This is a genomic window from Parablautia muri, assembly GCF_009917485.1.
GTDB classification, from domain to species: domain Bacteria; phylum Bacillota; class Clostridia; order Lachnospirales; family Lachnospiraceae; genus Suilimivivens; species Suilimivivens muri.
Map to the genome: position 1 here is coordinate 1 of NZ_QZDT01000072.1, position 13,150 is coordinate 13,150.

At 43.4% G+C, this 13,150-nt stretch carries 17 protein-coding genes; 16 read left to right on the top strand and 1 reads right to left on the bottom strand.

What is annotated here, in order from left to right; genetic code table 11:
* The first annotated feature begins 116 nt into the window (after window positions 1–116).
* The 14 genes from D5281_RS22200 to D5281_RS22265 all read left to right on the top strand — a co-directional run bounded on the left by D5281_RS22200 (window position 117) and on the right by D5281_RS22265 (window position 10,512).
* Window positions 117–1,232 carry a DUF6017 domain-containing protein gene (locus D5281_RS22200; protein ID WP_160562138.1) on the top strand — a complete coding sequence of 372 codons (1,116 nt, stop codon included), beginning with the start codon at window positions 117–119 and terminating at the stop codon, window positions 1,230–1,232.
* Window positions 1,233–1,895 carry a hypothetical protein gene (locus tag D5281_RS22205; RefSeq protein WP_160562139.1) on the top strand — a complete coding sequence of 221 codons (663 nt, stop codon included), beginning with the start codon at window positions 1,233–1,235 and terminating at the stop codon, window positions 1,893–1,895.
* A gap of 39 nt (window positions 1,896–1,934) precedes the next feature.
* Window positions 1,935–2,300: a hypothetical protein gene (locus D5281_RS22210; RefSeq protein WP_160562140.1), complete on the top strand. Its 366-nt coding sequence runs from the start codon at window positions 1,935–1,937 to the stop codon at window positions 2,298–2,300.
* 194 nt (window positions 2,301–2,494) lie between these two features.
* On the top strand, window positions 2,495–2,971 hold the full coding sequence (locus tag D5281_RS22215; protein WP_160562141.1) for a PcfB family protein: 477 nt from the start codon (window positions 2,495–2,497) through the stop codon (window positions 2,969–2,971).
* Window positions 2,968–4,809, top strand: a complete 1,842-nt coding sequence (locus D5281_RS22220) for a VirD4-like conjugal transfer protein, CD1115 family (protein WP_277935549.1) — start codon at window positions 2,968–2,970, stop codon at window positions 4,807–4,809. Before D5281_RS22215 ends, D5281_RS22220 begins: the two co-directional genes overlap by 4 nt.
* 279 nt (window positions 4,810–5,088) lie before the next feature.
* Complete coding sequence (locus D5281_RS22225; RefSeq protein WP_016300915.1) at window positions 5,089–5,229, top strand: Maff2 family mobile element protein; 141 nt, start codon at window positions 5,089–5,091, stop codon at window positions 5,227–5,229.
* 223 nt (window positions 5,230–5,452) lie between these two features.
* A complete protein-coding gene (locus D5281_RS22230; RefSeq protein WP_160562142.1) occupies window positions 5,453–6,022 on the top strand; it encodes a TetR/AcrR family transcriptional regulator in 570 nt (189 codons plus the stop codon).
* A gap of 41 nt (window positions 6,023–6,063) precedes the next feature.
* A complete protein-coding gene (locus D5281_RS22235; protein WP_160562143.1) occupies window positions 6,064–7,455 on the top strand; it encodes a serine hydrolase domain-containing protein in 1,392 nt (463 codons plus the stop codon).
* An 86-nt stretch (window positions 7,456–7,541) separates the two neighbouring features.
* Window positions 7,542–7,985, top strand: a complete 444-nt coding sequence (locus D5281_RS22240) for an RNA polymerase sigma factor (RefSeq protein WP_160562144.1) — start codon at window positions 7,542–7,544, stop codon at window positions 7,983–7,985.
* The gene (locus D5281_RS22245; RefSeq protein WP_160562145.1) at window positions 7,972–8,184 is read left to right on the top strand and encodes a helix-turn-helix domain-containing protein; all 213 of its coding nucleotides are present in this window, start codon (window positions 7,972–7,974) and stop codon (window positions 8,182–8,184) included. Before D5281_RS22240 ends, D5281_RS22245 begins: the two co-directional genes overlap by 14 nt.
* Before the next feature lie 161 nt (window positions 8,185–8,345).
* A complete protein-coding gene (locus D5281_RS22250; protein ID WP_160562146.1) occupies window positions 8,346–8,855 on the top strand; it encodes a helix-turn-helix domain-containing protein in 510 nt (169 codons plus the stop codon).
* Window positions 8,856–8,881: 26 nt separating this feature from the next.
* The gene (locus tag D5281_RS22255) at window positions 8,882–9,160 is read left to right on the top strand and encodes a hypothetical protein (protein ID WP_160562147.1); all 279 of its coding nucleotides are present in this window, start codon (window positions 8,882–8,884) and stop codon (window positions 9,158–9,160) included.
* Between the two features lie 97 nt (window positions 9,161–9,257).
* Entirely contained in the window at window positions 9,258–10,013 is a 756-nt protein-coding gene (locus D5281_RS22260; RefSeq protein ID WP_160562148.1) for a CPBP family intramembrane glutamic endopeptidase, read from the top strand.
* A 130-nt stretch (window positions 10,014–10,143) separates the two neighbouring features.
* Window positions 10,144–10,512, top strand: a complete 369-nt coding sequence (locus D5281_RS22265) for a hypothetical protein (protein WP_160562149.1) — start codon at window positions 10,144–10,146, stop codon at window positions 10,510–10,512.
* Between the two features lie 381 nt (window positions 10,513–10,893).
* Here D5281_RS22265 and D5281_RS22270 read toward each other — a convergent pair whose 3' ends face one another.
* The gene (locus D5281_RS22270; RefSeq protein WP_160562150.1) at window positions 10,894–11,049 is read right to left on the bottom strand and encodes a hypothetical protein; all 156 of its coding nucleotides are present in this window, start codon (window positions 11,047–11,049) and stop codon (window positions 10,894–10,896) included.
* Window positions 11,050–11,119: 70 nt separating this feature from the next.
* On the opposite strand from D5281_RS22270, the gene D5281_RS22275 reads away from it, so the two are divergent.
* Both D5281_RS22275 and D5281_RS22280 read left to right on the top strand, forming a co-directional pair.
* Window positions 11,120–11,515, top strand: coding sequence for a plasmid mobilization protein (locus tag D5281_RS22275; RefSeq protein ID WP_004068264.1), 396 nt, complete (start codon window positions 11,120–11,122; stop codon window positions 11,513–11,515).
* Complete coding sequence (locus tag D5281_RS22280; RefSeq protein WP_160562151.1) at window positions 11,487–13,118, top strand: relaxase/mobilization nuclease domain-containing protein; 1,632 nt, start codon at window positions 11,487–11,489, stop codon at window positions 13,116–13,118. Before D5281_RS22275 ends, D5281_RS22280 begins: the two co-directional genes overlap by 29 nt.
* Window positions 13,119–13,150 lie beyond the last annotated feature (32 nt).

A 13,150-nucleotide genomic window follows, 5' to 3' on the forward strand; every position in this document is an offset into this window, starting at 1 on the left:
GCGGATAAAATCAGCGAATATTTTGCGGAGGACTGCAGCAGTGAGGAAATAGAGGGCATCATCATTCAGCTATTGGATGAATGGAAGAAAAGACAATAGGAAGGAGGTCGGGCAGAATGGATGGCGGTTTGAAATTCGATTACTATTACGGTGCGGAAGCGGAACAGTTTTCCTTTTACAGAGTGCCGAGGCTGCTGATAAAAGACAGGCGTTTCAAAGGCTTATCCAGTGATGCGAAACTCCTTTACGGTCTGATGCTTGACAGGATGGCATTATCCATGAAAAACGGCTGGTTTGATGATGAGAACAGGGCGTATATCCATTATACGGTTGAGAACATCATGGAAGATTTGGGGTGCGCCAGAGCCACCTGTGCAAAGGTGCTTGCGGAGCTTGACAGCAAAAAAGGGATTGGTCTGATTGAGAAGAAAAGGCAGGGATTGGGAAAGCCGGACATCATATATGTCAAGAACTTTGTCTTATCAGAGCCGCCCGCAGGTGGGGAAGGCACAGCGGAAGAACCCGCAGGCACTGATGTTTCCACAGAAGTTCAGAAATTGAATTTCAAGAAGTACAAGAATCAGGATTCCAGAAGTTCAGAAATTGAACTTCTGGAAGTTCAAAAAACAGACTTCAAGAGTTTCAAAAAGCAGACTTCTGGAAGTTCAGAAATCGAACCTCTGGAAGTTCAAAAATCGAACCCTAATTATAACAATACTAATTATACTGATCTGAGTTATACCAATCCTATCAATCAATCGGATAGGGAAACAGAAAAACAGGAACCGGGCAAGCCGGATAATGATATGATTGATGTGATGGATAATGCCACTGCCTACATGGAAATTATTCGTGACAATATTGAATACGAGCATCACATGAAATATGGGGACTGGCAGGATAAGGGGCTGTATGAGGAACTGTATGAGGTTATCTGCGAGATTGTGTGCGTGAAGCGTAAGACGGTAAAGGTCAACGGGGAAGATTACCCTTATGAGCTTGTAAAATCAAAGTTTTTAAAGCTGAACAGCTCCCATTTGGAGTATGTTATCGGGTGCATGAGGGAAACCACAACCAAGATAGCCAACATCAGGGCGTACATGGTGACTGCCCTCTACAATGCGCCTAACACCATGAACCACTATTACCAGCAGTTGGTGCAGCATGATATGTATGGCGGCGGTTGGGAAGAAAAAGGGATGTTCCAGCCCAAAGCGGAAGGAGATGGATAAATGGAATCCATGAGGGATATTGACCGGGTAATGGAACGGGAGATTGCAAAGGGGAGCTGCCCGTTAAGGTTTGTGAGGATAGAATTTGGCAGTTCCCCTTATCAGGAGATTGCGTCAAGGGAAAAGCTGCTGGAGGTGCTGTCCTATCTGCTGCGGATTGGCGATTATGGCAGGTTTGCCGGGAAGGGGACAGGGAATAATGTTTACATGGACATCAAAGGCAGGAAACCGGCTTTTAAGCGTACCCGTTCCTTTATTGACCGGAATACCCTCTTTTCCACAATCCGCAGGTACGGAAAGAAAATAAAGCCGGATTTTGACGGGCATACTTATCTGGAAACAGTGCAGTGTTTCTTTGAACTGCCGGAAGGGGAACAGGATAAATACAGGGTGACATATGACGGGCAGGAAACATTCGCTTTCCCTATGTCGGATAAATATATCCTCGGACTTTACACGCACTGCATCTCGGCAAGGCGGGCGGCATCGGCGGAGATGGATATTTCCGGCACAGGCTTTTCAGAGAAGGAACATGGCATTGTCAGCCTTGCGGGTGTGCGTGACGTGCTGTTCCAGTGCCTTTTGTTTGACACAATAAAATGCGGGGAGGGTGTATTATACGCTGACCTCTGCACAATCTGCTGTTTGAAAGAGAATGGATGACTTTTGGACTTTTTGTCCAGAAGTAAGTTAGGAGGCGTTATGGCGGAAAAATATATTACGGAAGAACAACGGGCAAAATGCCGGAAGGTGGCGGATGCGTTTGCGGAGCTGTATGAGCTGACCGATGTAATGGTGGTGGATGCCGAGAGGTTCGGCTTTGTCCGTCTGCAATGGTTCAGTGATGGGAAAGGCTTTGATTCGGCAATGGCATTTTCGGACAGTAAGGAACTGTTTGAGGAACTCTGGCGGATATGGTATGAGCATGAAATATTAACATCTGTGCTGGGAACGCCGCTTGTGGAACTTAGCTATGACAAGATATTCCAGTCGTTTTCCAAAGACAGGCAGGAGGAAATCTCGGAGAAAAAGAAGTATTTTCGTGTTTTGTGTGGGGAAGGAAACTAAAAAGTAAATACAGAAAAACAGCGTAAGGGCAGTTATAGACCGTAAACAGCGGTTTGTAGCTGCCCTTTTTGCGTTTATAAGACTTTTGGACTTTTTGTCCAGAAGTGGGAAGGAGAGCTTATGAAATATTTAATCCGCAGGCTGTACGTCCCACCCTAACGGGCGTACAGCAATAAAAAGGAAGGAGGAAAACCATGCAGGAGGAAGTGACACAGAAAACGATTGCCCTTGTGTTTAAATCTTCCCGGCTGACTGCCGATGTGCTGAAAAAGGCTATGAAGATGTATCTGGAACACCAGAAACAGGGAAAGCAGATGCCGCATGGAAAAATATCAGTGAAAGAGCTGGTCGGTCAGGGTATGGGTGCTTCGAGCATAGAGGTGACAGATAACAACATCAAAACTTTTGAGAGAGTGGCAAAGAAGTACAACGTGCAGTTCGCTGTGAAAAAGGACAAGACAGTTTCCCCGCCGAAATATATGGTGTTTTTCAAAGGGAAGGATGCAGATGTGATAACACAGGCATTCCGGGAATTTGTAAAAGTAAATGAGAAAAAGCACAGCCGCATTTCCGTAAAGGAGAAGCTGGCGCAGTTCCGGGAACAGTTGGGAAAGGACAAGAACCGGGAGAGGGCAAGGGAACACCAGAAGGACAGGGGGCAGTCATTATGAGTAAAATCGTAGAGGGCATTGCCAAAGACCTAAAGTCAGTCCCTGAAAAGCTGAAGGCAAAGACGGGGAATATTGACAAAAAGAAACTTTTCCTTATGAATCTCCCCTATGTGCTTGCCGGGTATTTCTGCGACAAAATTGCGTGGCTGTGGCGGGTATCGCCGGGGCAGGACGCTTCTGCAAAAGCGATGGTGGTCATGGCGGGGATGGAGGACTTATTTTCCAACCCGTTACCAAGTTTCCATCCAAAAGATTTGCTGATAGGGATAGGGTGCGGTATTGCGCTCCGCCTTGTGGTGTATTTCAAAGCCAAGAACGCCAAGAAGTTTCGGCATGGCATGGAGTACGGTTCTGCGAGGTGGAGTAATGCGAAAGATATTGAGCCTTATGTCGATCCGGTATTTGAGAACAATGTGCTGCTCACAGAAACGGAAAGGCTGATGATGTCCGGCAGACCGAGAGAGCCAAAGTATGCGAGGAATAAAAATATCCTTGTCATCGGCGGCTCCGGTTCGGGCAAGACGAGGTTTTTCGTAAAACCGAACCTGATGCAGATGCACTCATCATACGTTGTCACTGATCCGAAGGGTACAGTATTAGTAGAGTGCGGAAAAATGCTCTTAAAGAACAATTACCGGGTGAAAGTGCTGAATACCATTAACTTTAAAAAATCCATGCACTACAATCCTCTCGTTTATATCCGGAGCGAGAAGGATATTTTGAAACTTGTAAACACAATCATCTTAAACACAAAAGGGGAGGGGCAGCAATCCGGCGAAGATTTCTGGGTGAAAGCCGAAAAGCTCTATTACACCGCACTGATCGGGTATATCTGGTATGAGTGCGTGGAGGAAGAACAGAATTTCACTACCCTGCTTGACATGATAAATGCCAGCGAAGCAAGGGAGGACGATGAGGAATTTAAAAATCCCGTTGATTTGATGTTCGATGAGCTGGAGGAAAGAGAGCCGGAGCATTTTGCGGTAAAGCAGTATAAAAAATACAAACTGGCGGCGGGCAAGACAGCGAAAAGCATTTTAATTAGCTGTGGCGCACGTTTAGCCCCCTTTGACATCAAAGAGCTGCGTGACCTGACAAGTTATGACGAGTTGGGATTGGATATGATCGGGGATGAAAAGACAGCGTTGTTTGTCATTATCTCCGATACTGATGACACATTCAATTTTATCGTGTCTATCATGTATACGCAGCTTTTTAACCAGCTCTGTGACAGGGCGGACGATGTGTATCATGGGAGATTGCCCGTCCATGTGCGCTGCTTACTCGATGAGTTTGCAAATATCGGGCAGATACCGAAGTTTGAGAAGCTGATTGCCACAATCCGGAGCCGGGAAATATCGGCTTCCATTATCTTGCAGTCGAAGTCACAGCTTAAAGCGATTTATAAGGACAACGCCGACACCATTGAAGGGAATTGTGATACCACCTTATTCCTCGGAGGGAAGGAAAAGACCACTCTAAAAGAGATGGCGGAAATTTTAGGTAAGGAAACGATAGACCTTTACAATACCTCTGACACAAGGGGTACGTCGCAGTCCTACGGTTTAAATTATCAAAAGACCGGAAAAGAGCTTATGAGCCAAGATGAGATTGCGGTCATGGACGGTGGGAAGTGCATCATGCAGCTTAGAGGGGTTAGACCATTTTTCTCCAATAAGTTTGACATCACCAAGCACAAGCAGTACCGGCTTCTGTCCGATTTTGACGACAAGAACGCCTTAGACATCGAAAAATATGTAAAGAACCTGTGTAAAGCAAGAGTCAGGGACAATGACACCGTTGATGAGGTGGAGGATGCGGGCGTGATTGAAGCATGACAACTGAATATGGAAAAACTGAATAGGGAACTTGTAAACCAGTCGCAGGACTTCTGGACAAAAAGTCCAGAAGTGAAACGGAGTTTTGAATGTGCTTGGGAAAGGACAAAACAAAGCGTCCGGCATAGCCAATCGCCAAACTGAATATGCCGGATGCCCGCAGGGTTCTTCCTAAAGGATTGCCCTGTCTTTATCTTACCATAAGGCAGGGCATTTTACACGAAAAACTCTTTCGGAAACCAGACAAAACAATTTCATGAGAAAGAAAGAGGTAGAAACATGGCATTTTTTACAACAGCGGTAACAGGATTAAAGACAGTCGTAACAGCAATTGGCGCAGGCGTGGGCGTATGGGGCGTAATCAATCTGCTTGAGGGATATGGAAATGATAATCCGGGTGCAAATGCTCATGTACGGTAAAGAAGCAAGCAACTGAAAACAACAGATAGACCGCCAGCACCACACTATTCCGAATCAAAGAAACCAAAGACCAAAAGACAAGCATTGTGGTAAAATCTAAACTTTTGGATTTTTCCACGAATGCCTACGACTACGGAATCCCCTTCCAATTACTAATATCTTGACATAACTAATATGATTTGTTAAAATACAAATCGAAGTAAACAAAAGGAGGTGCTTTATTTTGCCCAAAATAAAAATTGATAAAGAATCGGTTATCAAAGAAGCCGCATATATGGCAAATACGATAGGCATAGAAAACTTATCCTTAAAAACGCTTGCAGCGCAATTAGGTGTTAAGTCCCCATCGCTTTATAACCATATTGACGGGTTTGACGACCTAAAACAGCAGCTTATGCTTTATGGTTGGAAAGAATTAGAGAACAGAATTATTGAAGCCGTAATAGGACTTTCTGGATATGATGCGATTAGAGCTATGTGCTACGCTTTCCATGAATATGCAATAGAGAATCAAGGAGTTTTTAGTACTATGCTTTGGTACAATCAGTTTGAAAATGAACAGATGAACGAAGTGACTTCAAAAATGTTTACAATTTTTTTCAAAGTAACTAAGTCGCTAAATATTTCACAAGATAATTGTGTTCATTTAGTCAGAATGTTTAGGAGTTTTTTAGAGGGCTTTGCATTGCTTGAAAATCATAACGCATTTGGTAATACACAGTTGATAAAAGATAGTTTTGAATTATCAATAACTATTTTAATTGAGGGGACAAAAAAATTAGAGGGGAAATGATAGCGAATGGTATATCAGAATAAATTGAGGGGAACGGTTTTATGAATCGAAAAATCAGACAGATTATTTGTGTAATACTGTCACTAATTTGTGTTGTTTCTATATGGTATAAGCCTGTTTTGGCAAATGAAAAAAGTAGCAATTATAGCGATATTGACAGCCGGTTAAAAAAAGAAATAAAAGAATTGCATATTCCCGGAATGGCGATAGCCATTGTAAACTATAAAGAGGTACTGTTTTCTGAAACTTATGGAAATTGCGATAATTTAGATACGCCTTTTATTATAGGTTCCTTGAGCAAATCATTTACAGCATTAGCTGTTATGCAGCTTGTGGAAGAAGAAAAAGTAGATTTAGACACAAAAATATCTGATTATATTGATACCTCTGCCTATTTTATAAATGCGTCCGACGGAGATAGAATTACTATAAGACAGCTTTTGAATCAGACAAGCGGTTTAGGTACATATCAGCGTTTTGGAAATGCAAAAATAACAGAAAGTTACGGACAACATCAATATGCAAATATCAATTATGGATTGTTAGGAGAAATTATAGAAGCAGTCAGCGCAATTAGCTATTCAGAGTATATGGATAAAAACATTTTCTCTCCACTAAGTATGAGCCATACGGCAGCAACACTTATACAAAGCAAAGAAAACGGATTGATAACAGGGTATCGAAATTATTTTGGACTTCCGATTGCGGGAGAACCGGACTATCCCGATAAATATTCATGGTCTACCGTTCCGGCAGGTTATTTAAGTTCCAGTGTATCAGATATGGCAAAATATCTGCAAATGTATCTAAATGGCGGAATGGGAATCGTCAGTCAAAACAGTTTAAATGCTATGCTTTATGACAATGTATATGTAGATGGTGACAGCCCCTATTATTATGGAATGGGGTGGACTTTGACGGAGGAATATACAGAGCCTGTATTGGGGCATTCCGGACTGGTTGAGAATTATATGTCAAATATGTTTCTATTGCCGGAAAGCGGATTAGGAATCATTTTCCTCATCAATATGAACGATTATCTTGTCACGAACCAACTGGCGGATATTATAAGCAAAAATGTGATATTTGCTCTTTTGGGCAGAGAACAATATGATATATCTGGCAGCCCGTATATTGTAAGACACCTATTGCTGAATGGGGCATATTTAGCGTTGGTTGCAGTGGCGGTATATCCAATAGCAACAATAAGAAAATGGAAAAAAAAGAAACAAACAACGAGACTGATACTCTTTGACATTACAAGGCATGGCATATTGCCACTACTGTTACTCTGTTTGCCCTATATGGTAGGGATTCCATTATGGGTAGTATGGTATTTTGTAAAAGACTTGTTCCTTGTTTTGTTGGTAAATTCAAGTCTGCTTTTGGTTATGGGATTATACAAAATATTATTTGCGGTATTTAAGACATAACAGACTACGTGCGGTTATTGCTCTGAATTATAAAATACAACTGTAAACTATGCAATGCCCTATGTGGGAGAAAGAGGGAATTATTTATGGCTTGCACAGAAGCATACAAGGAGCATATCGAATACACATTTAATGCCTTTTGCAGAGTAGTCATACACTATGCAGCTATCAACGCATGGCGTGACAGGGATAAGCGGCGGCAAAGGGAAATATCCTTTGAATACCTCACCGAAGAAAAGTTTTACCCATTCAGTACAACAGATAAATATTTTATAGACCCTTGTAAGCAATACCCTGTTACGATATGCGGTCAGAGGGTTATCCTTACGAGCGGGGAGCTTGCCGAAGCCCTGTCCTCTCTGCCGGAGAAAAAGAGGGAAATCATCTACCTTTACTTTTTTGGACGTTACACACAGCAGGAAATCGGAGAACTATACGGACGCTGCCGGAGTACGGCGTGGCATCACATACACAGTGCTTTGCAAATGCTGCATGAAGAAATGGAGGTGCTTTTCCATGAGGAATCCTAAACTTGTGCCGTATGAAACGATTGTCCGGGCGACCAGCGGCGAGCCGGAAGCCATTGACGAGGTTTTGCGGCATTACAGCAAGCGAATCCGGCTTGCTTCCCTTGAAAACGGACACGTCAACAAGGACACCGAGGACAATATCAAACGGCGGCTTGTCGCTGCCCTGTTCAAATTCCGTTTTGATGAACGGGAAGTATAAGAAATTGCTTCCATTTTTGGAAAAACGGATATATAATAAAGCAACAACAAATCGGAATCGGTAGACATACCTTGTCGGGTAATAAAATAAGGCATTTCTCGCTTTGTGTCCTGTTTTTTATCGGGCAGTTTTGATAGGATTTTTCTGAAAGGAGGAAAAGCATGAACCAAGAAAAAATCGGAAAATTCTTAAAAGAACTCCGTAAGCAAAAAGGACTTACCCAAGAACAGATTGCAGAAAAATTTAATGTATCAAACAGAACAATATCCCGTTGGGAGAATGGCAACAATATGCCGGACTTAGATATTTTGATTGAAATATCAGATTATTATGAAGTTGACTTACGGGAAATTCTAAACGGAGAAAGGAAAAGCGAGAATATGGATAAAGAAATGAAAGAAACTGTATTGCGGGCAGTGGATTATACAAACGCAGAAGCGGAACGCTACAATAAGCGTGTACGGATATGCAATGGGATAGCAATGCTTTTAGTATTAGCCTACACTATCATTAAAGGAACAAGTCTTTATGATAATCCGACAGTTATGGCTGGACTGGATATTGTACAGGGATTTGCAGTCGGAATGCTTTTGGTGGGTTTGCTATATTCAAGCCGCTATGGTGCGAGGATTAGAGCATTCAAAAAACGACTGATGAAAAGGCAAGAATAAATCGAAGTTTGAAAGGAGTAACAGACATGGAATTTCCTTTTTATGATTCACCCGATACTGCTACGATTATCTGTTGTCATATATTGGAGCGTCAGGCACCTATTCTATATGTATCACATGATGAAGATGACGGAATGTGGCAATTTCAATGCGGGGAAACACACGAAACAGATGAAGCAAAGTTAGTGTCTTTAAAATGGGTTTTTGATTTAGATAACTCTGTTAGTACCTTAAAGGATATGCCTTGCGGTTACTATGCAGAAAGGAAAACCCAAGATGACGATTGGATTATCAGAAAGCGATAACTTCCTAATTGGACAAAATCGCTGCGCCACAGCCATGGCAGGCCATCGCGCAGCGATTTTGTTCAATAGGAATTTTCAAGGCTAAGGAGAATGTATAATGAGTAAAGTGAGTAGACAGTTTCTAATATATACATTTATTATAATGACAATATGTTGGGGAACTTGTATGATTTGTAGCTTCAATAATTTTTCGTTAGAGAAAGACTATTTTTTATTTGTTCCATATTTACTTGGAGGTTACTCGCCAACCATTGCATCCTTTATTGTTTTAAAGAAAAATGACAAGGTAAAGAGTTTTAAGGAATGGATAAAAAATGTGTTTGATTTTAAGCATGGTATAACATCGTATTCACTTGTTGTTATATTGTCTGTTTTATATGTGTTACCTCAATGCATTGTAGCTGGTTATGATAAAGGAGCACCATTATATGCTATGCTAGTTATGGTGCCGCTGATGTTATTGGGAGGAGGACTTGAAGAAGCTGGATGGCGTTATATTCTTCAGTCAGAACTAGAAGAAAAATACCCTTATATTGTAGCTACAATTATAGTATCCGTAATTTGGTGGTTATGGCATTTTCCTTTATTCTATATAAATGGTGTAGGTCAAGAAGGGCATAGCTATATTGCTTTTGGATTTGGAGTATTTGGAATGGCGTTTGCTTTGGCGTGCGTTAGAAAATGTACTAATAGTGTATGGTTATGCGTATTGTTACATTGTATTGTTAATGCTTCTGGTGGAATTTACAAGATTAATGACGGTATACCAGGTAAGGCAGTGATGGCAGGTATTATGACTGCAATTACGTTGCTTATCGTATATTTAAATGATAAAAAGAAGATTTTTAGATAGTTGGAAAAATAGATATTTTATTGTTGCAAAGAACACGACAACTTCCAGTTTGCGGCTTGTCGCTGCCCTGTTCAAGTTTCGCTTTGATAAACAGGAAATGTAACGAGCCTATTTCAATTTGGAGGTAAGTATGGGAAATGAAATTTATACCAGCATAAAAGAAAAACTGAAAGCCAAACCAAAGAAATTGACAGATTTAGACCAGTGGCTTTTTGTAGTAGTTAATACAGCCAAATCAATCATTGACAATACAAGTAAAAATAATTTAGATAATGTGGTGAAGTTATATGACTGCAATAGTACCAGTCAAATTCAGCATGAATTTGATATTATACAGGGTAAATTCGGACGAGAGGGTTTTTCTCAAAGGTACAGTCCTGTTTACATTTATCTTTGCTCATTGGTGGCTAATTTCCCCAATCAAGAGCTGTCAAACAAGGATAAAGAATTGATAATGCAATATAGTACTGTTGAAACTTATTTGCTATATGAAATCTAAAAATATGTACTTGCAGTTTGCCGAACTGAAATTACATAAAAACTGAATAACCGCCGCTATATAGAACGGCACACCAAGACAGGAAATCAAGAAAAGGTTTCCTGTTTTTTTGCGCCCATTTTTGGCATTTTCAGAAATCGCCAGTATTATGCCGTGCAAAGGGGATAGAAAGAAATTCCCTCTCCCGTTTGGCAAATCCGCAAGCTGTCCGTGGAGGGTGGGCGAAAAGAAATTTTCACAAATTTCCGCAAATCACCGTCATTTTTGCCTTTTGCGGTTTTGTAGGTAGTAGGGGGAAAATATCGCCGTTACTTTGGCAAAATCCCCGCTTGCGGCACTAAAGGTATTGAGGGAAGCCCACACAGAGGAAGCCGTCACTTTTTAAGAGCAAGATTCTACCACAGTACCAAATTTCGCTAATCGCTCATTTTGTCCTATGGGAATCTTGTTGGGGTTGCCACCCCAAGCCCGCCTTTTTGCGGCTTGCGCCGCTTGAAAAATCCCCGAAAAAATATTTTCGGATTTTTCAAAAAACACTTCCGCTTTGCCCCCTGTTTTTCTCCTATTGGTGAGAGGGCAAATCATAAAAAGAAAGGAGCTGAAAGCCATGAAAAGATACAACACGCCCCACCGCCACCGGGTAATCAAGACACGCTTGACCGAGGAAGAATACGCCGAGTTTTCCGAGCGTGTCACCCTCTGCAAAATGAGCCAAGCCGAGTTTATCCGGCAAGCACTTATCAAGTCAAGCATACGCCCGGTCATTACTGTTTCCCCGGTCAATGATGAACTGCTTTCTGCCGTTGGGAAACTCACAGCCGAATACGGGAAAATCGGCGGCAACTTGAACCAGATTGCCCGCTGTCTAAACGAGTACGGCGCACCTTATAACGCCCTCTCCCAAGAGGTACGAGCCGCCACAGCGGAGCTTGCCGCCTTGAAGTTTGAAGTCTTGCAGAAAGTAGGTGAAGCCGTTGGCAACATTCAAACATATCAGCTCTAAAAATGCCGATTATGGAGCTGCCGAACAGTACCTAACCTTTGAGCATGACGAGTTTACCATGAAGCCCACACTGGACGGAAACGGGCGGCTTCTCCCCCGTGACGATTACCGCATATCTTCCCTTAATTGCGGTGATGAAGATTTTGCAATCGCCTGTATGCGCTCCAATCTGAAATACGGCAAGAACCAGAAACGGGAGGACGTAAAGAGCCACCATTACATTATCAGTTTTGACCCCCGTGACGCACCAGACAACGGCTTGACCGTAGACCGGGCGCAAGCATTGGGAGAGGAATTTTGCAAGACGCATTTCCCCGGACACCAAGCCCTTGTCTGCACCCACCCGGACGGGCATAACCACAGCGGCAACATTCATGTGCATATCGTAATCAATTCCCTACGGATTGCGGAAGTGCCATTGCTGCCGTACATGGAAAGACCAGCCGACACAAGGGAGGGCTGCAAGCACCGCTGTACGGACGCAGCTATGGAGTATTTCAAAGCGGAAGTCATGGAGATGTGCCACCGGGAAAGCCTCTATCAGATTGACTTGCTGAACGGGAGCAAGAACCGCATTACCGAGCGTGAGTATTGGGCGAAACGGAAAGGACAAGCCGCACTGGATAAGGAGAACGCTTCCCAAGCCGCCACGGGAGAGCCGCCCAAACAGACCAAGTTTGAAACCGACAAGGAGAAGCTGCGGCGCACAATCCGAGCCGCCCTGTCCTCTGCCGTTTCCTTTGAGGATTTTTCCGGGAAACTGCTACAACAGGGCGTGACCGTCAAGGAGAGCCGGGGGAGATTATCGTATCTCACGCCGGACAGGACGAAGCCCATCACCGCCCGGAAACTGGGTGATGATTTTGACCGAGCCGCCGTACTGGAAGCACTCACCATAAACGCACAGAACGCCGCCAGAGCCGCCGAAACGCCCCTACCCAAGCAGGAATACCCCCGCAGTATAAAAGACCGTTTACAGCGCAACAAAGCCGTTATAAACGCCCCGAAACAAGACGGCGTACAGCGCATGGTAGACATAGCCGCCAAGAAAGCCGAGGGCAAAGGGCGGGGATATGAAAAGTGGGCGACCTTGCACAACTTGAAGCAAATGGCAGCTACCGTGAGCGTTTACGAGGAATCCGGCTTTTCTTCCCCGGAAGAACTGAAAGCCGTCCTTGCCGCCGCCAGTACAGAACTGCATGAAACCACCGGGAAACTGAAAGCCGTGGAAAGCACCTTGCGGGAGAAAAAGGACTTGCAGAAACAGCTATTAGCCTACATCAAGACCAAACCCGCCCGTGACGGATTGCGGGCGCAGAAAACGGAGAAAGCCCGGAGAGCTTACCGGGAGCAGCACGAAAGCGATTTTATCATAGCCGAATCTGCCGCCCGGTATTTCAAGGCACAGGGCATTACCAAACTGCCATCTTCCAAGACCTTACAAGCGGAGATTGAGCAGCTTACCAAAGCGAAAAACGCCCTTTACAACGAGTACCGGGAGAAGAAAGAGAACGTCCGGGAATTGCAGACCGTGAAAAGTAATCTTGACAAAATCTTGCGCCGTGAGCCGGAACGGGGAAAGGGGCGGGAAAATGAACGGTAAACGCCCCTACATGGACTACCCACAGTACAGAG

What these genes read in the sequence shown, in the direction of transcription:
- D5281_RS22200 (WP_160562138.1), top strand. Translation starts at nt 117, where the DNA reads ATGGATGGCGGTTTGAAATTCGATTACTATTACGGTGCGGAAGCGGAA.
- D5281_RS22205 (WP_160562139.1), top strand. Translation starts at nt 1,233, where the DNA reads ATGGAATCCATGAGGGATATTGACCGGGTAATGGAACGGGAGATTGCA.
- D5281_RS22210 (WP_160562140.1), top strand. Translation starts at nt 1,935, where the DNA reads ATGGCGGAAAAATATATTACGGAAGAACAACGGGCAAAATGCCGGAAG.
- D5281_RS22215 (WP_160562141.1), top strand. Translation starts at nt 2,495, where the DNA reads ATGCAGGAGGAAGTGACACAGAAAACGATTGCCCTTGTGTTTAAATCT.
- D5281_RS22220 (WP_277935549.1), top strand. Translation starts at nt 2,968, where the DNA reads ATGAGTAAAATCGTAGAGGGCATTGCCAAAGACCTAAAGTCAGTCCCT.
- D5281_RS22225 (WP_016300915.1), top strand. Translation starts at nt 5,089, where the DNA reads ATGGCATTTTTTACAACAGCGGTAACAGGATTAAAGACAGTCGTAACA.
- D5281_RS22235 (WP_160562143.1), top strand. Translation starts at nt 6,064, where the DNA reads ATGAATCGAAAAATCAGACAGATTATTTGTGTAATACTGTCACTAATT.
- D5281_RS22240 (WP_160562144.1), top strand. Translation starts at nt 7,542, where the DNA reads ATGGCTTGCACAGAAGCATACAAGGAGCATATCGAATACACATTTAAT.
- D5281_RS22245 (WP_160562145.1), top strand. Translation starts at nt 7,972, where the DNA reads ATGAGGAATCCTAAACTTGTGCCGTATGAAACGATTGTCCGGGCGACC.
- D5281_RS22250 (WP_160562146.1), top strand. Translation starts at nt 8,346, where the DNA reads ATGAACCAAGAAAAAATCGGAAAATTCTTAAAAGAACTCCGTAAGCAA.
- D5281_RS22255 (WP_160562147.1), top strand. Translation starts at nt 8,882, where the DNA reads ATGGAATTTCCTTTTTATGATTCACCCGATACTGCTACGATTATCTGT.
- D5281_RS22260 (WP_160562148.1), top strand. Translation starts at nt 9,258, where the DNA reads ATGAGTAAAGTGAGTAGACAGTTTCTAATATATACATTTATTATAATG.
- D5281_RS22265 (WP_160562149.1), top strand. Translation starts at nt 10,144, where the DNA reads ATGGGAAATGAAATTTATACCAGCATAAAAGAAAAACTGAAAGCCAAA.
- D5281_RS22275 (WP_004068264.1), top strand. Translation starts at nt 11,120, where the DNA reads ATGAAAAGATACAACACGCCCCACCGCCACCGGGTAATCAAGACACGC.